This is a genomic window from Mycobacterium sp. RTGN4 (assembly GCF_033804635.1).
Classification (GTDB): domain Bacteria; phylum Actinomycetota; class Actinomycetes; order Mycobacteriales; family Mycobacteriaceae; genus Mycobacterium.
Map to the genome: position 1 here is coordinate 1 of NZ_JAPZLB010000003.1, position 21934 is coordinate 21934.

Sequence of the window (21934 nt, forward strand, 5' to 3'; positions counted from 1 at the left end):
GTTCTTTCTCAAGACGTCTCGCGTCGGGACCCAGCAGACGTCACCTGACAGCAGCCCTCACCAGGAACGACCCCGGTCTACGACCGGCACCAATCCCAACTACCGATTAGGACTCACAGAAGTACGAGATCTTGTCGCTGGCTGCGGCGACAACCGTCTGGCCGACCTCGCTATGGCGCACAGCCTCGTCGAAGCGTCCGACGACACAGCACAGCGAGGCCACCACGCATACGGCGGGGAGTCGCGGATGTCCGGCGGCGCGGGCACGCTCGACTGACTCTTCGGCCCAAGTTAGCGGTTCGTAGTTCTCGAGAAAGCAGCCGAGAAACCCTGCATATGCCGCGATCGAGGTGCCCGCGTCGAGGTCGCCCTCTGCCGTCGCCCACCGAAAGGCGGTGCGCAGGTTGGCCAGCTCGACCGTGAACCAGTCGAGCGCCGCGCGCTGGCGCGGGCCGTCCCACAACGCCATGATGTCGGCTTCCCGTCCGGCGAAGTACCGCGCGTGAGCGGCCCTCGCCTCGGTGGCCAGCCCACCGGCGACGAGTTGTTCCTCGGCGAACTGACGGATCGTCTCCAACATCGAAAACCGGGTCCGTCCTGACGATCGGTCGGCATTCAGCAGCGACTTGCGCACCAGAGCGTCGAGTACCTCGAGGATGACGTACTCGTCGACGGCATCTGACCCGGCTACCGCGCAGACGCTTTGCAGGTCAAATCCGCCCGCGAACACCGAACAGCGTTCCAGCACTGTCCTTTCGGTGTCGGCGAGAAGGTCGTAGGACCAGGCCACCGCGTGGCGCAGCGTCTGGTGGCGTTCCAGGCCGCGCCGCGAGCCGACCAGCAGCCTGAACCGGTGGTCGAGTCGATCACGCATCTCCACCGCAGTCATCGACGCCATCCGGGAGGCCGCCAACTCGATGGCCAAGGGAATCCCATCCAGGCGCTGACAAACCTCGGTGACCGCGGCAGCCTCATCGCCGTCGACCATCGAGAAGCCAGGTGTGATGCCTTGAGCGCGTTCGACGAACAGACTCACCGCCGCAGAGTCGATGCCCGCTGCGGCGTCCAGCGAGCGCACCGGCAGAACCTGCTCGTCTGGGACGCCGAGTCCCTCGCGGCTGGTGGCGAGGATTCGTGCGGTCGCCGAGTGCGCGAGAATCGCTTCGATCAGGTCGGCGGCGGCGACCAGAACGTGCTCGCAATTGTCGATCACCAACAGCCGGATCCGGCCCTCCAGCGCAGCGGCCACCGACTCAGTAACGGTCTGACCCGGCTGCTGGGTGATGCCCAGCACGGCCGACACCGCATCGGGCACCGCTGCCGGATCAGTCACCGCTGCCAACTCGAAAAGCCAAACACCGTCGGGAAACTCGTCGGCTAGGTGCGCCGCGACGTGTAGCGCCAGACGCGTCTTTCCGACCCCACCCACGCCGGTCAGCGTCACCAACCGATGCGCCTTGACCGCCGCTTCAATCTCGGCGACCTCGGACTCACGTCCAATCAAGCTGGTTGTCGCAGGCCGAAGGTTTCCCGGAGTCGTATCGAGCGCCCGCAACGGGGGAAAGTCCGTGCGAAGTCCCGCTGACCGGACTTGAAACACACCGACCGGAATCGGTACGTCCCGCAGCCGTCGCGGCCCAAGCTCCAGCAGCTCAACCCCGCTCAGCAGTCCGGCTGTCGAGTCGGCGACCAGTATCTGACCACCGTGCCCGGCGGACATCACCCGCGCCGCACGATTGAGCACCGCGCCGAAGTAGTCCCCGTCGCGCAGTTCGGCTTCGCCGGTCGCCAGGCCCATCCGCACCGGCAATTCCAGTTCCTGCTGCGCGGTCACCGCCGCATCCACCGCTGACTTGGGCGAGGCGAACGCCGCGCAAACACCGTCGCCGGTGTGCTTGAACAAGCAGCCGCCGTGGGCCTCGATCGCGTTGCGCAAGACCGCGTCGTGCCTGGCCAGAGCTGCCCGCATCGCGTTCGCATCGTTTTCCCACCGACGGGTCGAACCCTCAATATCGGTGAACAGAAACGTCACGACGCCCGAAGGGGCAGCGGCCGGGTCAGCGGACACCCACGCAGAATCTCACAGCAGACAGCCCGACCTCGTACATCGGCCAATCCGGCTCCGCCGGGAATGTGACCCGCGCCGCGAAGGTTCGCACAAACATGGCGAAGATGAGCATCGACGAGCGCGAACGTTATCTAGCGGATCTCCACGTCGGGGTGATCGCAGTCGAACGGCCGGACCGCGCGCCGTTGGCGCTGCCGATCTGGTACGGGTACGAGCCCGGCGGCGACGTGACCCTCTGGACCACCGAGGGCACGCTGAAGCACCAGGTGATCAAGGCCGCCGGACGGTTCGCCATCACCGCCCAAGACGAGCAGCCGCCGTACAAGTACGTCACCGCCGAAGGCGACGTCACCGAGATCGCCACCGCGGTCGAGGCCGACGCCCGCAAGATCGCGATCCGCTACCTCGGCCAGGAGGGTGGCGACCAGTTCACCGACCAGAACTTCACGCCGAACTCCATCGTGATCCGCATGCGGCCCAAGAAGTGGCTGAGCACCGACTACTCGAAGGACTCCTAAGCGGGGCCGAAGCCTGATCAAGTCGTGACCTGCGAGGGGTGCCGACGCACGTACCGTCGGAACCGATGCCCAATAAGCAGACCTCCGACACGCTGACCGACGCCACACCAACATACGAAACCGAAGCGACCAGGCCACACGTCTATCAGCAGATCGTCCCTGCGCTGCAGTGGACATTCGTGGGGTTTGGGGTCGGCTGCCTGCTCGGCGCAGCTGCCATCGGGGCGTACACGGTGTTCGGCGCCACCCGACTTCCCGACTGCCGCGCTGACGCCTGCGTCACCGCGACGCAGCTCGCGACCAGATTGGGTTGGGCAGTGCTTCTGGTCGCGGCAGCCATCCTGCTGTGCCTACTGGTGTCCCTCCGCGTACCCGACGACGCGCGGATCAACCGCGGACTGCGCGTCGCCATCGCGCTCGCCGGTCTCGGAGTGCTAATCGGCTACCGCACAAGCCAATTCACCCGGGTGCGCGACGAGATCGATGTCTACTTCCGTACCTGGGAGCAGATGTGGACGGTCAGCGCGGCGGTGTGGCTCGTGGCGATCGGAGCCGGCGCGGTCGCCGTGTTCAACTCGCAAAAGCTCCGCAGGCCAACCTGCTTCGGCGCCGCATTCCTCGCCATCGGGCTCGTCGCCGCCCTGACGCTCAGCGTCACCCAGTTCAACGATGCGCTGCGCAAGGGCGACGACGGTCGGTACGTCGACGCGACACAGGCATCGGACGTCGGCGTTGCACCGAAACCCGCGAACCTGGGCCAACACGGCTTCGGCCGCATACTTCGCTACGAGCGGGACGTGAAGATCGTGCCCGCGGGCGCCGGCTTCGTCGTCAAGAAATCGCTCTTCGACGAGTCGACCGCGCCCGACGTCGTCGCTTACGACGCGTCGGGCCACGAGCGCTGGCACTACCAGCGCACCGGTCCGCGGCCGTCGGACAGCCCGTCGTCGATGTCGGTCTCGGGACTCGGTGTCTACGCCGACGGCCGCGTGGTGGTGCTGTCGCTGCTGGGCGAGCACGGACTGTACGTCGGTCTCGACGCCGTCACCGGCACCCAGCTGTGGACCTCCACCGATCCGACGATGAGCGCCGCGCTCGACGTCAGCGACTTCGACTACACGTCACCGGATTTCGTCGCGCGCGACGACGGACGTTGGACCGCGTTCGACCCGCACACCGGCCAGCGCACGTGGAGCATCGTCGACCCAGTCCACTGTCCCGGGGCCACTGCCCCCGACGGCATGCTGCCCACCTTCCACGGCCAGCACGTCTATCCAGTCGACACGCCTACCCGGATCGGTGCGGTCATCGACTGCTCGACACGCGAGCGCATCGACCTGCGGTTGGTCACCGTCAACCCGAGCTCCGGTGCCGTCACCAACGACAAGACCCTCTCTGCACTTGAGGCCGTGCCCCGCGCGGACATTCAGTCGTGGGCGGCCGTCGCCGTCCCCGGAGCCAGCGCCGTGATCCTGAAGCTGTTCAGCACCCGTCGGCCGTTGGACGCCTACGTCGACGCGACCGGGCTGCGCACCGACTTCCCGGGTCCCAACCCGCTCGAGCCCATCGGCGACGGGATGTTCACGATGCGCGACCGCAACACTCTGCGGATCTATTCGGGAGAAGCGTTGGTGCAGTGCGACATTCCGCTCGGCCGCAGCGGTCCCGTCGACTATGCGTTCCTACGCGACCAGGTGGTGGTGCTCGACGAACAGCCGCACCAGCTGCAGGTGTTCAACCGCGCGGGCTGCCTGCAGGTCGGCACCGTGGCGATACCCCCAGGTTTCGAGGGCATCACCCCCGCGCGCAGCGTGACGCTTCTGACGCTTCACACCGGACGACGGGTGGTGCGGACCTCCGTCATCGGATTCGCACCCTGAGCACGGTGGCGGCCTGGTCGCTCGCTGACGTGATCAGAGGAGGCCACGTAACCGCCGCGCGGTGTTTCGGGCCGTACCTCTGCATAACGGCGGCGGTGCTCGCGGTGATGCGTGGGCCCGACGATGATGGGCGTCGTGACGTCGCCGGCGTCCGGGTCGTCGACGACGTTCGGATGGCCGACTGCGCGAAGCGGGTTCGTGTGCAGGCGCGGGCTCGCCGAGACGCGCTCCCATCGGAGCGCCGAGGCGTTCCACTGGCGGACATTCGTGCCAAGGAGTGCATGCCGGAATTGGTTGCCCCCGTTACGCTTTGCTTCGTACATGGCCGTATCGGCAATACTGATCAACCCGGTGATCGCCGCGTCGTTGTCGCCACCTTCGAGCATCCGGTCGCATTGGATGACTGCGGTGCCGACACTCGCGGTGACTGGGTGCGGCAAAGCGGCGACGGCTTCGCACAGGCGCCGACCGAAGAAGACTGGCCTTGGGTCGCTGACGACCTCGGCGACGAGGAACTCCTCGCCCCCAGCACGGGCGACCACCGCGGCCCGGTTGGTGAGCTCGCGTAGCGCGTGGCCGACGGCGACCAGGGCGACGTCACCGGCGTAATGGCCGTGCGTGTCGTTCAGCCGCTTGAAACGATCCAGGTCGATCATCGCCAGCACCACGTAGGCGTCGTGTCCACTGGCGTCGACCAGGCTGCTGGTGCGCTGATAGAACGCTCTTCGGTTGAGCAGGCCGGTGAGCGGATCGCGGTCGGCCTTGAGCAGGTCGACACCGAGGGTCTGCACGATGATCTGAATTCCGAACGGCACCGCAACGTTGAGCACGAGCACCACTGCCGAAGCGCACACCGCACGTACCACCCCGTCCTCGGACGCGAGCGCGGTGGCAGGAACGGCGGTCACCCCGATGACGAAGACGAGGTTGGACACCATGAGCCATGGAGCGTGAAACAGCGCGATGTAGCCGGAAATGGTGGCGAAGCCCGCGCATGCCAGGACTCCCGTCAGAGGGTCACTTTGGGCGAGCACCGCCGCGGCGATGCTGGCGCTCGCCAGTACCGCGTACGCGATCGACTGGTCCTTGGAGGGGAATCGAGCCACCCAGAGCACGGCGCACGCAGTCGCGCCAACCCCTGAGGCAATCGTGAGCACGATGCCCGTGATGCCCCAGGGCGGCGCCGAACTCCAAAGCATTGCCACCGGAATGGCTGCCAACGACAACGAGGCGGCCGCCACGACGCCGCGCGTCATGTTCGCCATCCGGCGCACCCGCAAGTACGAGCTGAACCAATCGAAGTGAGTGGGCCGCCGCCACCACCACTGAAGAACTCGAATCAGCGGTGACTCACCCCCACCCCCACGATGCTCGCGAAATCGTAGCGCGTTGCGCCATTCGTTTGCCCAGCCCTTGAGGGCAGGGTGAATTCACTATACAGAGCGATTGCCACCACCTTTATCGGCAATTTCTGTGAGTATTAAAATACACCGATCTACCTGGTGTAACGGATGATCAATTCGTGATCAGCACGCGTGGACTCAGTTGCTGTCGTCGTGAAGTGTTTTCGTTCGTACCATTCGCACGATTCGAGTCCGGGCCGCCGGTCAGGCTGAACCCTACTGCGATGTTGGTGACTAAGAGGGTTGATCGAGTCGGGATCTCAGGTGCTGAGCGGTGGGTCGGGGGAACCGCGCCTCGGCGGGGTCGTCGTGCTCAGTGGCCTGCCGCAGGATCGCAACGGCTTCATGCATCCGGTCGCCGCAGGCGTTGGCGATGTCCCACCGCCAGACATCGGCCCGGGTCCGGACGAGGGGGAGCACGGCGTCGGCGAGCGCGGTCACCCGGCCATCATCGTGTGTCGTTGGATGGAGTGCGGAGTACTACCGGCAAATGCATCTCTGCATCATGATGCGACGATGCTAGAATCGGGCATGCGTACCACTATCGATCTCCCTGATGACCTGCGCCAACAGGCGCAAGCCATTGCTCGCGATACACGCCGCACGCTGAGCGAAACGGTCGCTGACCTCATGCGGCGGGGTCTCGGTGCTGGTGGCCCGGCCACCGCCGTTTCGACAGACCCCCGAACCGGATTGCCGGTTGTGAGCGTCGGCACGGTCGTGACTTCCGAGGATGTGCGGTCGCTGGAGGATGAGGAGTGACGGTGCTGCTCGACTCGAACGTGTTGATTGCGTTGGTTGTAGCCGAGCATGTGCATCACGACGTCGCCGCGGAGTGGCTCTCAACGGTCGATGCGCCGTTCGCGACGTGCCCGATCACTCAGGGCAGCGTTGTACGTTTCCTGCTGCGGGCGGGGTTCATGGCGGCAGCCGCGCGCGATGTGGTCAGCGCAGTCGAGAGCGCGGACGGCCACGAGTTCTGGCCCGACAGTGTGTCTTTCGTTGATGTGCAGGTAGGCGGTGTGGTTGGCCGCAGGCAGGTGACCGATGCCTACCTTGCTCAACTCGCCCGGCACCACGACGGTCAATTGGCGACGCTGGACAGCGGACTGGCCCAACTGCACAGCGACGTGGCGGTACTTATTTCGACCGTTACTTGAAATGTGTGTGCCTTGGAGGCAAGGCGGGCGATCGGCTGGCATCTCACGTTGTCGCTCGTAGTCGGGCACGACGTATGTGTGCTTCGCCAGCCGTGCGGGATATGGCCGACGTGACTGGAGTGCCATCGACCGGCCGACCGATCCTCAGCTCACGCTCAGCAGATGCTTAGCGAAGTTAAGTGTTGGCTCACTAAACTCGCCGGGTGCTAGTCAGCCCCGCCGCCGCGACCAGTGGCACTGTCGAGCACAAACCGGTGCGAGTCGACGCGCTCACCGGAATGCGCGGCTTGGCAGCCCTGCTGGTGCTGGGCACGCATGCAGCGTTCGCCACCGGCAAGCTGTCGCACGGCTACGTCGGCGTGATGTATGCGCGCCTGGAGATTGGCGTGGCGATCTTCTTCGTGTTGTCGGGCTTCCTGCTGTTCCGGCCATGGGTCCGCGCAGCGGCCGCGGGCCAGTCGATGCCATCGGTCGGGCACTACGCATGGCGTCGGATGCGCCGCGTCATGCCCGCCTACCTCGTCACCGTGGCCTTGGTCTTCGTCGTGTTCTCGTTTTACTCGGCGGGCCCGAATCCCGGTCAGAGTTGGGCAGGTCTACTGAGGTACCTCACGCTCACGCAGATCTACACCGACGATTTCCTGATTACGTATCTGCACCAAGGGCTTTCGCAGATGTGGAGTCTGGCGGTGGAGGTGTCGTTCTACGCGCTGCTGCCACTGCTGGCGTATCTGTTGTTGACGGTGCATTGCCGCGGCCGGTGGCAGCCCGCGCGCCTGCTCGCCGGCCTGGCCGTGATCGCCGCGGCAAGTCCGCTGTGGTTGATCATCGTGAACGCCACCGACTGGCTGCCGAACTCGGCCGGGATGTGGTTGCCTGCCCACCTCATCTGGTTCGCGGGCGGGATGATGTTGGCGACGTTGCAATCGATGGCGGTGCGTTGCCGTGCCGCACTGGCGATTCCGTTGGCAGCGATGCTGTATCTGTTGGTCTGCACGCCCATCGCGGGAGCCATCACGATGGGGCCGATTCGGCTGTGGGAACCGCTCACCAAGAATCTTCTGTACGCGGCCATCGCCACTTTGGTGGTGGCGCCGCTGGTGCTCGGTGGCGGCGGGCGGTTCGCGCGCGTGCTCGGTAGCCGACCCATGGTCTGGCTAGGCGAGCTCTCCTACGAAATCTTCTTGCTGCACGTGGCGGTCATGGCGTTGGTGTTCGGGGTTGTACTGCGCTGGCCGCTCTTCACGGGTTCACTGCCGGTGCTGTTCGGGTTGACGCTAGCCATCACGATTCCGCTGGCGTATGCGCTGCGTCGGATCACTGAGTCAAGGCGAAACACGAACTGGGACAACGAACGTACGGCGGCCGTCGGAGTCGAACTACGGGCACTCGCCCGCGTGGACTAGGAAGAGGCAATCCACTGGTACCATCGAGTGGGTAGAAAGGTACCACCATGGCGTTGAACATCAAGGATGCGTCAGTTCACGAAGCGGTCAAGCAGATCGCGAAGATCACGGGCGAGTCCCAGACTGAGGCGGTCGCGAAGGCGGTCAACGAGCGCTTGGCCAGGCTGCAACAGGACGATCTCGCGGCCCGGCTACTGGCCATCGGTCGCAAGACCGCCAGCCGGATGAGCCCAGAGACCAAGCAGTTGGACCACGGGCAGTTGCTCTACGACGAGCGCGGCCTCCCGGCGTGATCGCGGATACGTCGGCGATCGTCGCGATCCTCAAGGAGGAGCACGACGCTGCGGTCTACGCCAAGGCCATCGCCGCCGCCGAGGCGCGACGCCTATCCGCGGCCAGCTACCTCGAATGCGGGATCGTGCTCGACTCCCAACGGGACCCGATCGTCAGCAGAGCCCTGGACGAATTCGTTCTGGAAGCGGAGTTCGTGGTCGAGCCGGTGACCGAGCGTCAGGCCCGCCTGGCCCGTCAGGCCTACGCAGATTTCGGCAAAGGCAGCGGCCACCCCGCCGGATTGAACTTCGGCGACTGTCTCTCGTATGCGCTGGCGCTCGACCTGCGCGAGCCACTGTTGTGGAAAGGCAACGACTTTGGGCGTACGGGCATCCAATCCGCGCTTGAGCAAGAGTGATTGAATGCCGCGCCGACCACGCATTTTCCCCCCAAGGGTGTACCCTGAGGGGTGCTGGTACTCACCAGCCCATCCGGAATGGCTCAGCTTCTAACGCTGATTGGCCCGAGCATCCGCTCACACCGGACACACGTGGCACTCGCCACGAACAAAACGTGGCAACCGCCAGTCGGGATAACTTTGAATGCTCCATCGTTCGTTCAGCCGTTAATTGCTCCCTTTGGGATGCAACACTTTTCGTATATGCCGAGCTTCGGCATCCTTAGCACCTACGCGCCGACGCACTGCGGACTCGCGACCTTCAGCGCCGCCCTGGCCGAAGGGCTGACAGTCAGAAGCATCGATGTCAGCGTGGTGCGCATCGCCGACGAAGAGGCCTCCACCGAGCCCGACGTCATCGGCGAACTCGTCAACGGCGACGCCGCTTCCGTACAAGCAACCGCCGAACTGCTCAACCGCAGCGACGTCGCGATCATCCAGCACGAGTACGGCATCTACGGCGGTCCTGACGGCGACGAGGTCGTCCAGCTCATGAAGGCGCTCCGCGTGCCGTCCATCGTCGTCGCCCACACGGTGCTCAAAGATCCGACGCCGCAACAACGTTCGGTGCTCGAATCGGTGCTGGCGCTGGCCGATCACGTGGTCGTGATGTCGGAGACGGCTCGCGAACGGCTGTGCGCCGGTTTCGCCGTCGACGAACGCAAGGTCTCCACGATTCCGCATGGCGCGGCGCTGCCCGCCACCAACGGTGTTCCGCACGCGGACCGGCCCACCATCCTGACCTGGGGCCTGATCGGGCCTGGCAAGGGCATCGAGCGCGTCATCGACGCCATGACGTCCCTCAAGGGCCTTCCCAACCCGCCGCGGTACCTGATCGCCGGCCGCACCCACCCCAAGGTGCTCGCCACCCAGGGTGAGTCCTACCGTGAAGCGCTCTTTGCGCAGGCCAAGCACCTCGGCGTGGCGGATTCGGTGTCCTTCGACGCCGAGTACCGCAGCCCCGCCGCCATCACCGAGCTCGTCCAGACCGCCGCCGTCGTGGTGGTGCCCTACGACTCCACCGATCAGGTCACTTCGGGTGTACTGGTCGACTCGGTGGCCAGCGGCAGGCCCATCGTCGCCACCGCCTTCCCGCACGCCATCGAACTCCTCGGCAGCGGAGCGGGCACCGTCGTCGCACACGACGACCCCGATGCCCTCGTCACCGCGCTGTCGCGGCTGCTGACCGATCCGCACGTCGCCGGCTCGATGGCCTCGCACGCCCGCGGTCTGGCGCCTGCCATGGCCTGGCCGGTCGTCGCGCACGCCTACGTCGAGCTCGGCCAACGGCTCGTCGCCGCGCGCTTGGCCGTGGCATGACCGCCCCTGCGCCGCACCCGGTGTTCGCGCACCTGCTGCGCATGACGAACCATCGCGGCACCTTCGAGCACGCCTTGATGACCGCACCGCGGCGCGAACACGGGTACTGCACCGACGACATGGCCAGGGTGCTCGTCGTCGCCACCCGCGAACCCGACGCACCTGGCCCCCTGAACGGGCTCGCCGGCAAGGCCCTGCAGTTCCTCAACGACGCGCAGTCCTACAACGGCTCCTGCCGCAATCGGATGGACAGTGCCGGGAATTGGACCGACCAGCCCACCACGGACGATCACTGGGGCCGTTGCCTCTGGGGGCTTGGCACGGCCGCCGCGCACAGCGGCGTGAGCCTGGTGCGCCGGCTGGCCGTCATTCAGTTCGAGCGCGCGACCAAAACCAGGTCGCCGCATCCGCGGGCGATGGCGTACGCCGCCGTCGGCGCCGCCGAACTGCTCACGTTCGAGCCTGGCAACGCAGTCGCCCTGAAACTGCTCACCGACTACGCCGCAACCGTCGCGCCACCCGCCGGCACACCCGAATGGCCTTGGCCCGAACCAAGGCTCACCTACGCGAACGCCGTCCTCCCCGAGGCGATGATCGCAGCCGGCGTCGCGCTCGAGGACGCCGACCTCAAGCAACGTGGCCTGGATCTGCTGGAGTGGCTGCTCGACTACGAAACGACCGACGGCCACCTGTCACCCACCCCAGTGGGCGGCCGGGGACCGCAGGACGCTAAGCCTGGTTTCGACCAGCAGCCCATCGAGGTGGCCGCGCTCGCCGACGCCTGCGCGCGCGCCGCCGCCGCCGATCCACGCGAACTCTGGCCCAACGGCGTCCGGTTGGCCGCCGCCTGGTTCGAGGGCGTCAACGACGCCGGGTTGCCGATATGGGACCCGGAGACGGGCGGCGGATACGACGGGCTGCTCGTCGACGGCGTCAACCTCAACCAGGGCGCGGAGTCGACGCTCGCGGTGATCTCCACCTTGCAGCACGCGCGGCGCTTTTCACCTGTCCCGCAATGACTTCGACACACGCCGGGCTCGTCACCCGCAACGCTGAGCGGGTGGCGGCGAACCCGGCGCGGGTGATCGTCCAGCTGTTCGTACCCGGCCAGGAGGGCTTCGAGCTTCAAGAGTCCCGCGCCGGAGTGGTGCTCAAGCGCATCCTCGCCCTGACCGACGACGACGTGCGCTCGGCCTTGGACGACGTCATCGCCCGCTTCGACGGACGCCACCGCGACCTCGCGGGCACGTTCCGTCAGCATGCCCACGAACTCGCCGACCGGCTCGATCCCACCATCCAGCTCTCCGAGGCGCGAATGCTGTTGCTGGGCGCCACCTTTACCAGCGAGTACGCCATCGAGGGTGCGGCGCTGTGCAACCCGAGCATCGTCGCCCATCCTGACCAGACCGGAACGGCCGCGGGAAGCTTGCGCTTCGTCATGAGCGTGCGGGGGATAGGGGAAGGGCACCGCTCGTCCATCGGGTTCCGCACCGGGGTCGTCGACGACGAAGGTCGGGCCACGCTCGACGAGCCCGTCCCGTTCGCCACCAAGGGACGCGTCTCGGGCGCGCTGCTCGACAGTGCGGTGTTCCGCGGCGAACTCAGCAGGCTCGGCAGCGCAGGCGAGACCGCGAACTACGTCTTCGACGTGCTCGGCGAGCGCTTCACGCGATCCGACCTCGACGAGGGCATCAACAACCTCCGGGCCAACCTGCGCACCCGCAGTCATGCCGAACGTACCGTCGGTCTGATTCGCACGATCGCCGCCCGGTTCTATGCCGTCGAATTCCCCAGCGACGTCACACTTTCCGAACGTGTGCTGTGGCCTGCGATGGAAGCCGAGCAGGCCGGCATGGAGGACGCCCGGTTCGTCCGCTTCGTCGACGACGACGGATCGGTCACCTACTACGCCACCTACACGGCCTACGACGGATCGCACATCAGCCAACAGTTGCTCGAGACCAAGGACTTTCAGTCGTTCACGTCGGGGCCGTTGGTCGGGAAGGCCGCCGCCAACAAGGGCCTTGCGCTGTTCCCGCGTCGCATCAACGGCCGTTACGCCGCCATGTCGCGCTCGGACCGCGAGACCAACACCGTCGCCTTCGCCGACCATCTTGCGGTCTGGACCACTGCGTCGCCCTGCCAGCAGCCGATCGAATCATGGGAGGCACTGCAACTCGGAAACTGCGGCCCGCCAATCGAAACCGATGCTGGCTGGCTGGTGCTCACCCATGGCGTCGGGCCCATGCGCACCTACAGCATCGGAGCGATCCTGCTCGACCTCGACGATCCGACCCGGATGCTCGGCCGACTCCGCCGCCCCCTGCTCAGCCCCGCACCCGACGAACAGAACGGCTACGTGCCCAACGTCGTCTACTCCTGCGGCGCGCTCGTCCACGCCGACACCCTGGTGATTCCCTACGGGATCGCCGACGGCGCGATTGGCATTGCCACCGCGCCACTTCCAGAGTTGCTTGCCGAAATGAGGTCATCATGAGCACCACGAGAAGAACCACCGACAAGACGCACAATCCGCTCGGCGAGTACGTCCTACACATGGGCGCGGGCTTCGTCGCCAAAGAGCGTCCGCACGTGTTGGAGGCGTTGGCGACGCTCGCGCCGCACCTGGGCCGGTGGGATCCGCATGACGTCAGTCTGGAAGTGTCGCTACAGGATCGCGGCCGCCGGGAGCAGCGCGTCACGTTGCGGACCACCTTGCCCGGGCTCACTCCGCTGGTCGCGGTCGCCGACAATCCGGACGTCACCCGTGCGTTGCACGACGCCAAGCACGAATTGATCCGCCAACTCGAACACCAGAAGGCGACGCGTGCGCCCAAGCACAATCGCGACACCATCCGTCACCGGAGCTAACCAGGCGCTACGTTCTGACGGTCAGGCTGCCCGTTCGACGCGACCGGTCTCGACGTCGTAGACCAGGCCGGTGACCTGGAACCGTTCGGAAATCGGCGGGAGCGACCGCAGGATCGCCACGTCCGCTTCGACCGCCGCCCACGGATCGGCGACGTGCTTGTCAGTTAGGCCCGGGGGACCGACCTGGAAGTAGTCGGCCAGCTGCTCTGGCGGATCCTGCAACCGCGTGATCCCACAATCGGTGTGCTGCAACACGATCAGGTTGCCCGGCGGGCCGGTGAAACCGCCCATCGCCATCGTCAACCGACCCAGCAGCGCTACCTCGCCGATCGTCGCCGGCGTCACTCGACCGCCGACGTTGCGGATGACGGCCACCTCCCCGAGCGCGATGCCGAGCACGTGCGCGGGATCGACCCGCGGATCCACGCACCCGATCAGCAGGGTCTTCCAGCTCGGCAGCAGCGGCATTCCCGGCACGAAATCCGTTCGGGCGAAGACGTCATTGCGCTCGGTGATCGTGTCGATGACGGCCATGTGTGTCTCCGTTCTTCCGACTCCATGGGAGCATGCTATTCTGACTAATGCAAGCGTTAGTCAGAAGGGAGCTCGGTGTGGACTTCGAGGACGCCCTTCGCGACCGCAGCGCGTGGCGCATCGGCGACGGCTGTTCGATGACGCGGGTGCTGGACCTGCTCAGCGCCAAGACGTCGTTTCAGGTCATTCGCGAATTGTTCTTCGGCACCAGTCGTTTCGACGACTTCGTCGATCGGACTGGTAGTTCCGCACCCGCCGTGTCACGGGCGCTCAAGCAGATCGAAGCCGCTGGGATCGTCGACCGCGCCGCCTATCGGGAACCGGGCAGCCGCGTCAGAGACGAGTACCAACTGACGGCTGCCGGGGAGGACCTGCTGCCGGTGTTCATGGCGTTGGTGCAGTGGGGGGACAAGCACCTCCAGGGCGGTCGCCCCCGGCTGGACTTCGTCGATGCCGACACGGGCCGGGCCGTCGGCGTTCGGGTCGACGCTGCCGACGCGCCTGCGCTGCGTTCTGCTGACATCGAAGTACGACGAAATATGAGGTCCCACAAATGGTGAACACCGCAACCGTCATCAGCACGCCGCACACCGCGACGCGACTGGAGATTCCAACCGGCACGCCGTTCCAGACGTTTCGCGAGGCCTTCGAAGCAGCCGCGCCCCGATTCGACAGCGCGGCCATCACCGCGCGCGGCGGCAGCTGGGACGAGGTGCTCGCCGCCGTCGCCGCCAACGCACCGCACGGACTGATGGTCTTCTGGTCGATCGACATCGCGCCGCTGATGACCGCAGCCGGGCACCATGACGACGCCGTCGAGTACCTGCTGGGCAACCACACCGTGGCCGAACGGATGTACCGGCACGATCCGTTGGCAGTGCTCTACGCGCCGCTGCGCATCCTGGTGTTCGCCGACGCGCACGGAGAGGCGGTCTTCGCGCTTGATCAACCCAGCACGCTGTTCGGCAGCCTTGGCGACCCGAGGATCACCGAGGTCGGCCACGAACTCGACGCCAAGGTCGCGGCCCTGTTGGCCGCCATCGGCGTCGACGCAGGCGCGGCGCTCAGTCCAGCCGAATAGGGCACCGCGGCGTCCGCGTAGTGTGGAGGCAACTGCCGATGCGCTGCTGCCACCCGCTCGATGTTTGAACCTCGCTTGGTTGGCCATTCCTTCGGTTAACGGGCCCAGATCCTCGCCCTTCCATTGGAACGACCGAGGACCCCGCATGGCCATTGCCGACATCGCCGCCTACACCCATCTGAACGCCACCGACATCGAGACCCTCGGCGACGAGCTCGACGCGATCCGTAGCGACGTCGAGGATTCGCGCGGCGCGCACGACGCGGCCTACATCCGCCGCACCATCCGGTTCCAGCGGCTGCTCGACGTCGGCGCGCGTCTGCTCATCGGCCGGAGTCGATCGCGGGTGGGTTGGCTCGTCGGGACCGCGGCGCTCGCGTACGCGAAAAGCGTCGAGAACATGGAGATCGGCCACAACGTGTCCCACGGCCAATGGGATTGGATGAACGACCCGGAGATCCACTCGACGACGTGGGAGTGGGACATGGTGGCGCTCTCGTCGCAGTGGAGGCACTCGCACAACTACCGCCATCACGTGTACAGCAACGTCATCGACATGGACGACGATCTCGGCTTCGGTGCGATGCGGGTGACCCCCGACCAACCCTGGAAGAAGGAGTATCTGCTGCAGCCGCTTCAGAACCTGGTGCTGGCGCTGACGTTCGAATGGGGCATCGCGCTACGCGGGGTCAACGTAGAGCGGATCCGGGCCGGTTCCAGTGGCGCTGTGGCAAGCCAGCCAAAGACATTGCTGCGGAAGATCGCTCGGCAGGCAGCCAAGGACTACGTGCTGTTCCCGGCGCTGAGCCTCACCCGATGGCGCAGAACGCTGGGCGCCAACGCGATGGCTAACCTATTGCGCAACGTGTGGGCGTACATGGTGATCTTCTGCGGGCACTTCCCCGAGGGCACTCAGGTGTTCACGGTCGACGTGCTCGACGAGGAGACCAAGGGCGAGTGGTATCTGCGCCAGATGTTGGGCGCCGCGAACTTCAATGCTGGACCGGTGATGGCGTTTTCGAGTGGCAACCTGTGCTACCAGATCGAACATCACCTGTTCCCCGACCTTCCGAGCAACCGACTGGCCGAGATCGCCACGCGCGTGCGGCCGCTGTGCGAGAAGTACGACTTGCCTTATACGACAGGCTCGCTCGCGCGTCAGTACATGTCGACGCTGCGGGTCATCAACAGGCTGGCACTGCCCAACCGCTTCCTGAAGTCCGCTTGATTTGCGTCAGCGCCGCTTGAGTCAGTCGCGGATGCCGGTGTGACTTCCCAGCAGACCTTGACGCGCGGTGCATCCGTAAATTGAGGTGGTTGAGAGTTTCTCGAACCAGCTTCGGTACGACGTTGCCGTCGGTTTTCCGCCAGCACGTGAGACTGCTACCTGCCTAATGTCGTCGTCATGGAAAACGATGTGCTCACGACCGCTGTTGCGGCGGCGCTACGGACACCCGTTGTGTGGTTCATGGCAGTCGCGGCGGCACTGGGCACAGCCAGCATCTATCCCCTTCAGCCAGCGATCGCCGTGGTGGCAGGCACTCTGGACTCATCGCGCGCAGAGATTGGTATCGCCCTCGCGTGCGGGCCAGTTGGCTACCTGATGGGGCTGGCCCTGCTGGTACCGCTCGTTGACCGATTCTCGCCAAGACACGTGCTTTCAACGCAATTCGCCGTGCTGGCGATCGCCTTAGCCGTCAGCGCGTGGGTCGGCACACCATGGCTTCTCGGCCTGGCCGTCGGCGTCATCGGAGCCGGCTCCTCAGTCGGCGCGCAATTGAGTTCAGTCGCAGGTCGTTTCGCGGTACCTCAGCGGCGCGCCACGGTCCTGGGGATCGTCACCGCAGGAATCTCCGCGGGAATTCTCACGGGACGGATCATAGGCGGCTGGCTTACTGACGTGATCGGCTGGCGGGGAACACTTCTAGTGTTCGCCATCGCGTGCGGCGCCGTGGCAATTGCCGCCCGCGTCGTGCTGCCCGCGGCGGCGCCCAGCGCGGCATCGGGATACCTTGCCACGCTTCAGGCATTACCCGGTCTGTACGTCCGGTTCGTCTCGCTTCGGCTCGCGGCCGTGCGAGGCGCGCTCTGGTTCTTCGCCTTCTGCGCCGTCTGGGCAGGCCTTGCGGTCGCGCTCTCAGAGCCTCCGTTCACGTACTCGTCCGAACGGATCGGGCTCTATGCACTCGCCGGACTGTTGGGCATCATCGCCACACGCATCGCCGGTGCCTGGACCGACCGTGTCGGAGCACGAAAAGTGATTCTCCTCGGACTCGTCATCGCGGTAGCCGCGGCGGCGGCACTGGGCGCATTCCTTTCGAACACCGCCGCTACACTGGTGTGTCTCGGCCTATTCGACGCGGGTTTGTTCGCAGCGCAAGTGGCCAACCAGAGCACCGTCCTTGCCATCGATCCTGACGCGCCAGCACGATTCAACAGCGCCTACATGCTCGTCTACTTCATCGGCGGCAGCCTGGGCACCGCGTTCGGTGCGGCAGCGGTGGAATGGTTCGGGTGGCCCACCACGACCCTCGTCGCGGCAGCGGCGATAGCATCCGCCGCGGTGATCACCGTCGCCGCCCGGATACAGTCGCAGCCGGGCATCTGACAAGGCGCTCCGGATTCGCCGCCAAGTATCTGCCCACTGAAATCTCTGATGCCGCTTGCCAAGCAGCTCGGACGAAACGTGCTCATTGGATTCAGACTTCGCTTCTAGCGTGGTAGTTGCCCGAGCCGAGGTCGTCTCGCGGCTGAGTGCTCGCACAAAGGAATCAGCATGAACCGCAATTCACCCAACGTGCTCACCAGATGGATCAACGCCAAGTCCGTCGGAACCGTCGTTGCCGTAGCAGCGGTCGCCGCGTCAGCGGTTCTGGTCGTCTACGAGGACCGCCCGATCGACGGCACGGTGACGGTGGCCAAGAACGCGGTAATGGCAACCAACCACCAGCCGTACACGACGCCTTCGGTGGACGTCCGCTCTGGTGGCGTCGACATGAACGGCAGCGCCGCGACGCCGCAGGCCGGGAGCTAAAAGCTTCCCGCCCTTCACGTCGGCCGGTCTCGCGGCCGACGTGATAGCTATGGTCACGAACTATGTTGTAGTACTGCCACTTTCGTCGAAACGGTCGTCAGACATGCTGTGGGGAAACTTACTTCAGTATCGCTCCCAGTGCTATCACCCTTATTATCAAGCCGATCCGAAGTGCGGCGCGGGATCATGGCCTCATGATGAACCGCAACAATGGAAATAAGCATCCTCGACGAGTCAGGGCGACCTGTGCCGTCGTCGGGGTGGGCGCCTTCGCGGCGCTTGCCGCGCTGGGCGTCGCAGCGGGCAACCACCCCGCACCTGCATCGAGCTATCAGGCCAGCTCTGGCGATGCGCCCACCAACACCACGTATTCGCAGCCGAGCGTCCCCACCATGAACATGGGCGCCACGGCCACGTTCAGTGCGCCTGGCACGGAGGCGCCCACGTCGATGGCCGCTCCGTTGATCAAGGCCGCCCCATACTCAGGAGGCTAGGATTGCTGCGCAACCGCTTCGTGAAGTGAGCTAGCTAGAACAGCGACATCTGCTGCGTGTGCTCTTCGCCGAACTTCACCGGCACCGGACGCTCACGTACCCGCACCGGCCACCAGAACCACCGCCCCATCAAGGCGGCGATCGACGGCGTCATGAACGACCGCACGATCAGCGTGTCGAATATCAGGCCGAGGGCGATCGTCGTCCCGATCTGACCGAGCACGCGCAGGTCGCTGACGATGAACGACGCCATGGTGAAGGCGAATACCAGCCCGGCGGCCGTCACCACCGAGCCGCTTCCCGCCATTGACCGGATGATGCCCGTATTGATGCCGGCGTGGATCTCCTCTTTGAAGCGGGAGACCAACAGGAGGTTGTAGTCCGATCCGACTGCCAACAGCAGGATCACCGACAGCGGCAGGATCACCCAATACAACTGGATGCCGAAGATGTACTGCCACACCAACAGTGACAGCCCGAACGACGCGCCCAACGACAGTGCCACGGTGCCCACGATGACCAACGCCGCGACGATGCTGCGGGTGATGAACATCATGATCAACAGGATCAGGCTGAGCGAGGCGATGCCGGCGATGATCAGGTCGTAGTGCGCCATCTCGCCGATGTCCTTGTAGGTGGACGCCGTACCGCCGATGTAGATCTTCGACCCCGCCAACGGCGTGCCCTTGACGGCCTCCTGTGCGGCGTGCCTCATGGTCTCGATGTGCGAAATGCCTTCGGGCGTCGCGGGATCCACGTCGTGGGTGACGATCATCCGGGCGGCGTGACCGTCCGGCGACAAGAACAGCTTCAGCCCGCGCAGGAATTCGGGGTTGGTGAACGCTTCCGGCGGTAGGTAGAAGGAGTCGTCGGTCTTGGATGCGTCGTACGCCGCGCCCAGCTGGGTGGAGTTCTCCAGCGCCTTGGCGGTCTGGTCGTAGATGCCCGAGGTGGTGGCGTAGTTCGTCATCGTCAGGTCGCGGTTGGTCTGCTGGTTGGTGATCTGCGGTGGAATCAGCGCCAGCAGCTTGGGCTGCAGCTTGTCCAGCTTGTCGATGCTGCCCGACACGTTGGCCAGCTGGTCGGTCAGCGCGTCGATGCCATCAAGGGCATCGAACAGCGACCTGAACGCCGCGCAGGATGGGATGTCGAAACAGTGTGGCTCCCAATAGAAGTAGTTGCGCAGCGGCCGGAAGAAGTCGTCGAAGGTGGCGATCTTGTCGCGCAGGTCCTGGGCGGTGGCCACGGTGTCCTGGAACGCCTGGCTCTGCTCGTGCGTGACGTCACTGCTCTGCTGCTGCAGCGCGTACTGCGCGCGCAACACATCGATCGACTTGTTGATCACGTCGACCTGGCTGAGTAGATCGTTGGCGCGGGCCTGCTGATACGGCAGGTTGTTGATCTGCGACGCGCTCTGGGTGCTGATCTGGAATGGGATCGACGTGTGATCCAGCGGAGTGCCCAATGGCCGGGTGATGGACTGGACCTGGGCGATGCCGTCGGTGTGGAAGACGGCCTTGGCGACGCGCTCCAGCAGGATCATGTCGGTCGGGTTGCGCAGATCGTGGTCGGCCTCGACCATCAGCAGTTCGGGATTGAGCCGCGCCTTCGAGAAGTGCCGTTCCGCCGCGGCATACCCGACGTTCGAGGGGGCGCTGGCCGGCATGTACGGCGCGATGTCGTAGCTGGTCTTGTAGCCGGGCAGGGCGAGCAGACCGATCAACGCGATGCCGAGCGTGGCGATCAGGATCGGCCCCGGCCACCGTACGATGGCCGTGCCGATGCGCCGCCAACCCCGTTTGGCCGTACGTCGTTTGGGGTCGAGCAGGCCGAAGCGGCTTGCGATGACGATGATGGCGGGCGCCAGCGTGAGCGACGCAATCAGCGAGACGAGCACGCCGATCGCCGCGGGGATGCCGAGGCTTTGGAAGTACGGCGTCCTGGTAAAGCTCAGGCAGAAGGTGGCGCCGGCGATGGTCAGCCCAGAGCCGAGGATGACGTGCGACGTGCCGCGGTACATGTCGTAGAACGACATCTTGCGGTCCCAGTCCTCGTTGCGTTTCTCATGATAGCGCCCAAGCAAGAAGATCATGTAATCCGTGCCTGCGGCGATCACCAACAGCGTCAGGATGTTCGTCGAATAGGTCGACAGCCCAATGACGTTGGCGTTCGCCAGGAAGGCGACGAACCCGCGCGCCGCCGACATCTCGATGAGCACCGTGACAAGCGCGATGATCATCGTGACGAAGGAGCGGTAGACAATCAGCAGCATGATCGCGATTACGCCGACGGTGAGCAGCGTGACCGTCGTCGTGCTCTGGTTGCCCACCTCGAACTGATCGGCGATCTGGGGTGCCGAGCCCGCGACGTAGGCGTGGATGCCTTGCGGTGCAGGTGTCTTCGCGACGATGTCGCGCAGCGCGTCAACCGATTCCAGCGACAGCGCCTCGCCCTGGTTGCCGGACAGGAACACCTGAACGTAGGCGGCTTTGCCGTCGGAGCTCTGCGAGCCTGCGGCCGTCAGCGGGTCGCCCCAGAAGTCCTGCACGTGCTGGACGTGCGTGGTGTCGGCCTCGAAGCGCTTGACCAGTTCGTCGTAGTACTTGTGCGCGTCGGCACCTAGCGGTTGATCACCCTCGAGCACCACCATCGCGGCACTGTCGGTGTCGAATTCGTGGAACACCTTGCCGATGCGCTGAAAGGCTTGCAGCGACGGCGAATCGGGCGCACTCAACGCGACGTTGTGCGCCTCGCCGACGACTTCCAGCTGCGGAACCAGCACATTGGTCAGTGCTGCGACGGCGACCCAGAAGATCACGATCGGCACGCAGAGCCAACGAATGATCTTGGCGACCCTATCGGTGAACGACCGGCGTTCGGCTTGGTGCGTGTTCGTGCTCATCCCGACTTGTCCAGACAGTAGGTGTAGGCGTTCACGTTGTTGGCGACTCTTTCGTCCTTGACCACGTCGTCAACTTTGATTCGGCAGCCGATCGAGTTGCTGTTGCCCTGGGCGGCGATGTTGACGAAGACCGCAGGGAGCGTGGTGGTCTTGTCGTAGGCCCAGGGCAGTGTGACGGTGTCGGCGCGCTGGGGTTGGGCGTCGACGTCGAGGTAGGTGATGGTGGCGACGGTGCCCGGCGGGCCGAAGACTTCCATGACCACATGCTTCGGGTTGAACGGGACGATGTTGTTCTCGGCTCCGCTGGGTGTGGAGACGACGTCTTTGGAGCCGAAGATGCCGTTGAGGCGGTACACCGCGAAGCCCGCGATGGCGATCACGACGACCGCGACCAGCACCATCCAGCGCCGGCTCAGCGAGCGGCCGAGCGAAAACCCAGGCATCCGTGACTCTTTCGGCGAGTGGTGACCGACATGGACTTAGGTGGCAGCAGTATCAACTAGGTTGACAGTACGGTACGGGACCGGACTCCA

At 65.3% G+C, this 21934-nt stretch carries 23 protein-coding genes; 17 read left to right on the forward strand and 6 right to left on the reverse strand.

The genetic code is table 11. The features are described 5' to 3' along the window. Positions 1 to 106 precede the first annotated feature (106 nt). Positions 107 to 2068 carry an adenylate/guanylate cyclase domain-containing protein gene (locus tag SLQ30_RS06860; RefSeq protein ID WP_319450681.1) on the reverse strand — a complete coding sequence of 654 codons (1962 nt, stop codon included), beginning with the start codon at positions 2066 to 2068 and terminating at the stop codon, positions 107 to 109. A gap of 95 nt (positions 2069 to 2163) precedes the next feature. Between SLQ30_RS06860 and SLQ30_RS06865 the strand changes: the two genes are divergently transcribed. Both SLQ30_RS06865 and SLQ30_RS06870 read left to right on the forward strand, forming a co-directional pair. Beyond that, complete coding sequence (locus SLQ30_RS06865; RefSeq protein ID WP_319450682.1) at positions 2164 to 2586, forward strand: pyridoxamine 5'-phosphate oxidase family protein; 423 nt, start codon at positions 2164 to 2166, stop codon at positions 2584 to 2586. Positions 2587 to 2651: 65 nt separating this feature from the next. Further along, on the forward strand, positions 2652 to 4466 hold the full coding sequence (locus tag SLQ30_RS06870) for a PQQ-binding-like beta-propeller repeat protein (RefSeq protein WP_319450683.1): 1815 nt from the start codon (positions 2652 to 2654) through the stop codon (positions 4464 to 4466). Here the strand turns inward: SLQ30_RS06870 and SLQ30_RS06875 are convergent. Both SLQ30_RS06875 and SLQ30_RS06880 read right to left on the reverse strand, forming a co-directional pair. Next, on the reverse strand, positions 4415 to 5731 hold the full coding sequence (locus tag SLQ30_RS06875) for a GGDEF domain-containing protein (RefSeq protein WP_319450684.1): 1317 nt from the start codon (positions 5729 to 5731) through the stop codon (positions 4415 to 4417). The two genes, SLQ30_RS06870 and SLQ30_RS06875, sit on opposite strands and share 52 nt — an antisense overlap. Before the next feature lie 372 nt (positions 5732 to 6103). Then, a complete protein-coding gene (locus tag SLQ30_RS06880; protein ID WP_319450685.1) occupies positions 6104 to 6310 on the reverse strand; it encodes a hypothetical protein in 207 nt (68 codons plus the stop codon). A 90-nt stretch (positions 6311 to 6400) separates the two neighbouring features. On the opposite strand from SLQ30_RS06880, the gene SLQ30_RS06885 reads away from it, so the two are divergent. From SLQ30_RS06885 to SLQ30_RS06925, 9 genes are all read left to right on the forward strand, one after another. Continuing rightward, entirely contained in the window at positions 6401 to 6631 is a 231-nt protein-coding gene (locus tag SLQ30_RS06885; protein ID WP_319450686.1) for an antitoxin, read from the forward strand. After that, positions 6628 to 7029 carry a TA system VapC family ribonuclease toxin gene (locus SLQ30_RS06890; protein WP_319450687.1) on the forward strand — a complete coding sequence of 134 codons (402 nt, stop codon included), beginning with the start codon at positions 6628 to 6630 and terminating at the stop codon, positions 7027 to 7029. The genes SLQ30_RS06885 and SLQ30_RS06890 overlap by 4 nt, the downstream gene beginning before the upstream one ends. 278 nt (positions 7030 to 7307) lie before the next feature. Then, positions 7308 to 8435 (forward strand): acyltransferase, encoded by a 1128-nt coding sequence (locus tag SLQ30_RS06895; protein WP_319450763.1) that lies wholly within the window; start codon positions 7308 to 7310, stop codon positions 8433 to 8435. Positions 8436 to 8482: 47 nt separating this feature from the next. Next, positions 8483 to 8728 (forward strand): type II toxin-antitoxin system VapB family antitoxin, encoded by a 246-nt coding sequence (locus tag SLQ30_RS06900; protein ID WP_319450688.1) that lies wholly within the window; start codon positions 8483 to 8485, stop codon positions 8726 to 8728. Continuing rightward, the gene (locus SLQ30_RS06905) at positions 8725 to 9126 is read left to right on the forward strand and encodes a type II toxin-antitoxin system VapC family toxin (protein ID WP_319450689.1); all 402 of its coding nucleotides are present in this window, start codon (positions 8725 to 8727) and stop codon (positions 9124 to 9126) included. Before SLQ30_RS06900 ends, SLQ30_RS06905 begins: the two co-directional genes overlap by 4 nt. 243 nt (positions 9127 to 9369) lie before the next feature. Further along, the gene (locus tag SLQ30_RS06910; RefSeq protein WP_319450690.1) at positions 9370 to 10485 is read left to right on the forward strand and encodes a glycosyltransferase; all 1116 of its coding nucleotides are present in this window, start codon (positions 9370 to 9372) and stop codon (positions 10483 to 10485) included. Then, complete coding sequence (locus SLQ30_RS06915) at positions 10482 to 11504, forward strand: glycosyltransferase (RefSeq protein WP_319450691.1); 1023 nt, start codon at positions 10482 to 10484, stop codon at positions 11502 to 11504. Before SLQ30_RS06910 ends, SLQ30_RS06915 begins: the two co-directional genes overlap by 4 nt. After that, positions 11501 to 12982, forward strand: a complete 1482-nt coding sequence (locus SLQ30_RS06920; protein WP_319450692.1) for a glycoside hydrolase family 130 protein — start codon at positions 11501 to 11503, stop codon at positions 12980 to 12982. Before SLQ30_RS06915 ends, SLQ30_RS06920 begins: the two co-directional genes overlap by 4 nt. Further along, complete coding sequence (locus tag SLQ30_RS06925) at positions 12979 to 13356, forward strand: hypothetical protein (protein WP_319450693.1); 378 nt, start codon at positions 12979 to 12981, stop codon at positions 13354 to 13356. The genes SLQ30_RS06920 and SLQ30_RS06925 overlap by 4 nt, the downstream gene beginning before the upstream one ends. 21 nt (positions 13357 to 13377) lie before the next feature. Here SLQ30_RS06925 and SLQ30_RS06930 read toward each other — a convergent pair whose 3' ends face one another. Continuing rightward, positions 13378 to 13890 (reverse strand): carbonic anhydrase, encoded by a 513-nt coding sequence (locus SLQ30_RS06930; protein WP_319450694.1) that lies wholly within the window; start codon positions 13888 to 13890, stop codon positions 13378 to 13380. 77 nt (positions 13891 to 13967) lie between these two features. Between SLQ30_RS06930 and SLQ30_RS06935 the strand changes: the two genes are divergently transcribed. From SLQ30_RS06935 to SLQ30_RS06960, 6 genes are all read left to right on the forward strand, one after another. Then, the gene (locus SLQ30_RS06935; RefSeq protein ID WP_319450695.1) at positions 13968 to 14450 is read left to right on the forward strand and encodes a helix-turn-helix domain-containing protein; all 483 of its coding nucleotides are present in this window, start codon (positions 13968 to 13970) and stop codon (positions 14448 to 14450) included. After that, positions 14444 to 14971, forward strand: a complete 528-nt coding sequence (locus SLQ30_RS06940) for a DUF302 domain-containing protein (protein WP_319450696.1) — start codon at positions 14444 to 14446, stop codon at positions 14969 to 14971. Before SLQ30_RS06935 ends, SLQ30_RS06940 begins: the two co-directional genes overlap by 7 nt. A gap of 145 nt (positions 14972 to 15116) precedes the next feature. Beyond that, the gene (locus SLQ30_RS06945; protein WP_319450697.1) at positions 15117 to 16199 is read left to right on the forward strand and encodes a fatty acid desaturase; all 1083 of its coding nucleotides are present in this window, start codon (positions 15117 to 15119) and stop codon (positions 16197 to 16199) included. Between the two features lie 177 nt (positions 16200 to 16376). Then, positions 16377 to 17579 carry an MFS transporter gene (locus SLQ30_RS06950; protein ID WP_319450698.1) on the forward strand — a complete coding sequence of 401 codons (1203 nt, stop codon included), beginning with the start codon at positions 16377 to 16379 and terminating at the stop codon, positions 17577 to 17579. A gap of 168 nt (positions 17580 to 17747) precedes the next feature. After that, a complete protein-coding gene (locus SLQ30_RS06955) occupies positions 17748 to 18005 on the forward strand; it encodes a hypothetical protein (RefSeq protein WP_319450699.1) in 258 nt (85 codons plus the stop codon). Between the two features lie 194 nt (positions 18006 to 18199). Next, a complete protein-coding gene (locus SLQ30_RS06960; protein ID WP_319450700.1) occupies positions 18200 to 18499 on the forward strand; it encodes a hypothetical protein in 300 nt (99 codons plus the stop codon). 34 nt (positions 18500 to 18533) lie between these two features. On the opposite strand, the gene SLQ30_RS06965 is transcribed toward SLQ30_RS06960, so the two are convergent. Together SLQ30_RS06965 and SLQ30_RS06970 are read right to left on the reverse strand one after the other, a co-directional pair. Continuing rightward, complete coding sequence (locus SLQ30_RS06965) at positions 18534 to 21401, reverse strand: MMPL family transporter (protein WP_319450701.1); 2868 nt, start codon at positions 21399 to 21401, stop codon at positions 18534 to 18536. Next, positions 21398 to 21844 (reverse strand): MmpS family transport accessory protein, encoded by a 447-nt coding sequence (locus SLQ30_RS06970; protein WP_319450702.1) that lies wholly within the window; start codon positions 21842 to 21844, stop codon positions 21398 to 21400. The genes SLQ30_RS06965 and SLQ30_RS06970 overlap by 4 nt, the downstream gene beginning before the upstream one ends. Positions 21845 to 21934 lie beyond the last annotated feature (90 nt).

Excerpts from the sequence above, each read along its gene's own strand:
- SLQ30_RS06865 (WP_319450682.1), top strand. The coding sequence starts at position 2,164 with ATGGCGAAGATGAGCATCGACGAGCGCGAACGTTATCTAGCGGATCTC.
- SLQ30_RS06870 (WP_319450683.1), top strand. The coding sequence starts at position 2,652 with ATGCCCAATAAGCAGACCTCCGACACGCTGACCGACGCCACACCAACA.
- SLQ30_RS06875 (WP_319450684.1), bottom strand. The coding sequence starts at position 5,731 with ATGGCGAACATGACGCGCGGCGTCGTGGCGGCCGCCTCGTTGTCGTTG.
- SLQ30_RS06885 (WP_319450686.1), top strand. The coding sequence starts at position 6,401 with ATGCGTACCACTATCGATCTCCCTGATGACCTGCGCCAACAGGCGCAA.
- SLQ30_RS06895 (WP_319450763.1), top strand. The coding sequence starts at position 7,308 with ATGCGCGGCTTGGCAGCCCTGCTGGTGCTGGGCACGCATGCAGCGTTC.
- SLQ30_RS06900 (WP_319450688.1), top strand. The coding sequence starts at position 8,483 with ATGGCGTTGAACATCAAGGATGCGTCAGTTCACGAAGCGGTCAAGCAG.
- SLQ30_RS06910 (WP_319450690.1), top strand. The coding sequence starts at position 9,370 with ATGCCGAGCTTCGGCATCCTTAGCACCTACGCGCCGACGCACTGCGGA.
- SLQ30_RS06915 (WP_319450691.1), top strand. The coding sequence starts at position 10,482 with ATGACCGCCCCTGCGCCGCACCCGGTGTTCGCGCACCTGCTGCGCATG.
- SLQ30_RS06920 (WP_319450692.1), top strand. The coding sequence starts at position 11,501 with ATGACTTCGACACACGCCGGGCTCGTCACCCGCAACGCTGAGCGGGTG.
- SLQ30_RS06925 (WP_319450693.1), top strand. The coding sequence starts at position 12,979 with ATGAGCACCACGAGAAGAACCACCGACAAGACGCACAATCCGCTCGGC.
- SLQ30_RS06930 (WP_319450694.1), bottom strand. The coding sequence starts at position 13,890 with ATGGCCGTCATCGACACGATCACCGAGCGCAATGACGTCTTCGCCCGA.
- SLQ30_RS06940 (WP_319450696.1), top strand. The coding sequence starts at position 14,444 with ATGGTGAACACCGCAACCGTCATCAGCACGCCGCACACCGCGACGCGA.
- SLQ30_RS06945 (WP_319450697.1), top strand. The coding sequence starts at position 15,117 with ATGGCCATTGCCGACATCGCCGCCTACACCCATCTGAACGCCACCGAC.
- SLQ30_RS06950 (WP_319450698.1), top strand. The coding sequence starts at position 16,377 with ATGGAAAACGATGTGCTCACGACCGCTGTTGCGGCGGCGCTACGGACA.
- SLQ30_RS06955 (WP_319450699.1), top strand. The coding sequence starts at position 17,748 with ATGAACCGCAATTCACCCAACGTGCTCACCAGATGGATCAACGCCAAG.
- SLQ30_RS06960 (WP_319450700.1), top strand. The coding sequence starts at position 18,200 with ATGATGAACCGCAACAATGGAAATAAGCATCCTCGACGAGTCAGGGCG.
- SLQ30_RS06965 (WP_319450701.1), bottom strand. The coding sequence starts at position 21,401 with ATGAGCACGAACACGCACCAAGCCGAACGCCGGTCGTTCACCGATAGG.
- SLQ30_RS06970 (WP_319450702.1), bottom strand. The coding sequence starts at position 21,844 with ATGCCTGGGTTTTCGCTCGGCCGCTCGCTGAGCCGGCGCTGGATGGTG.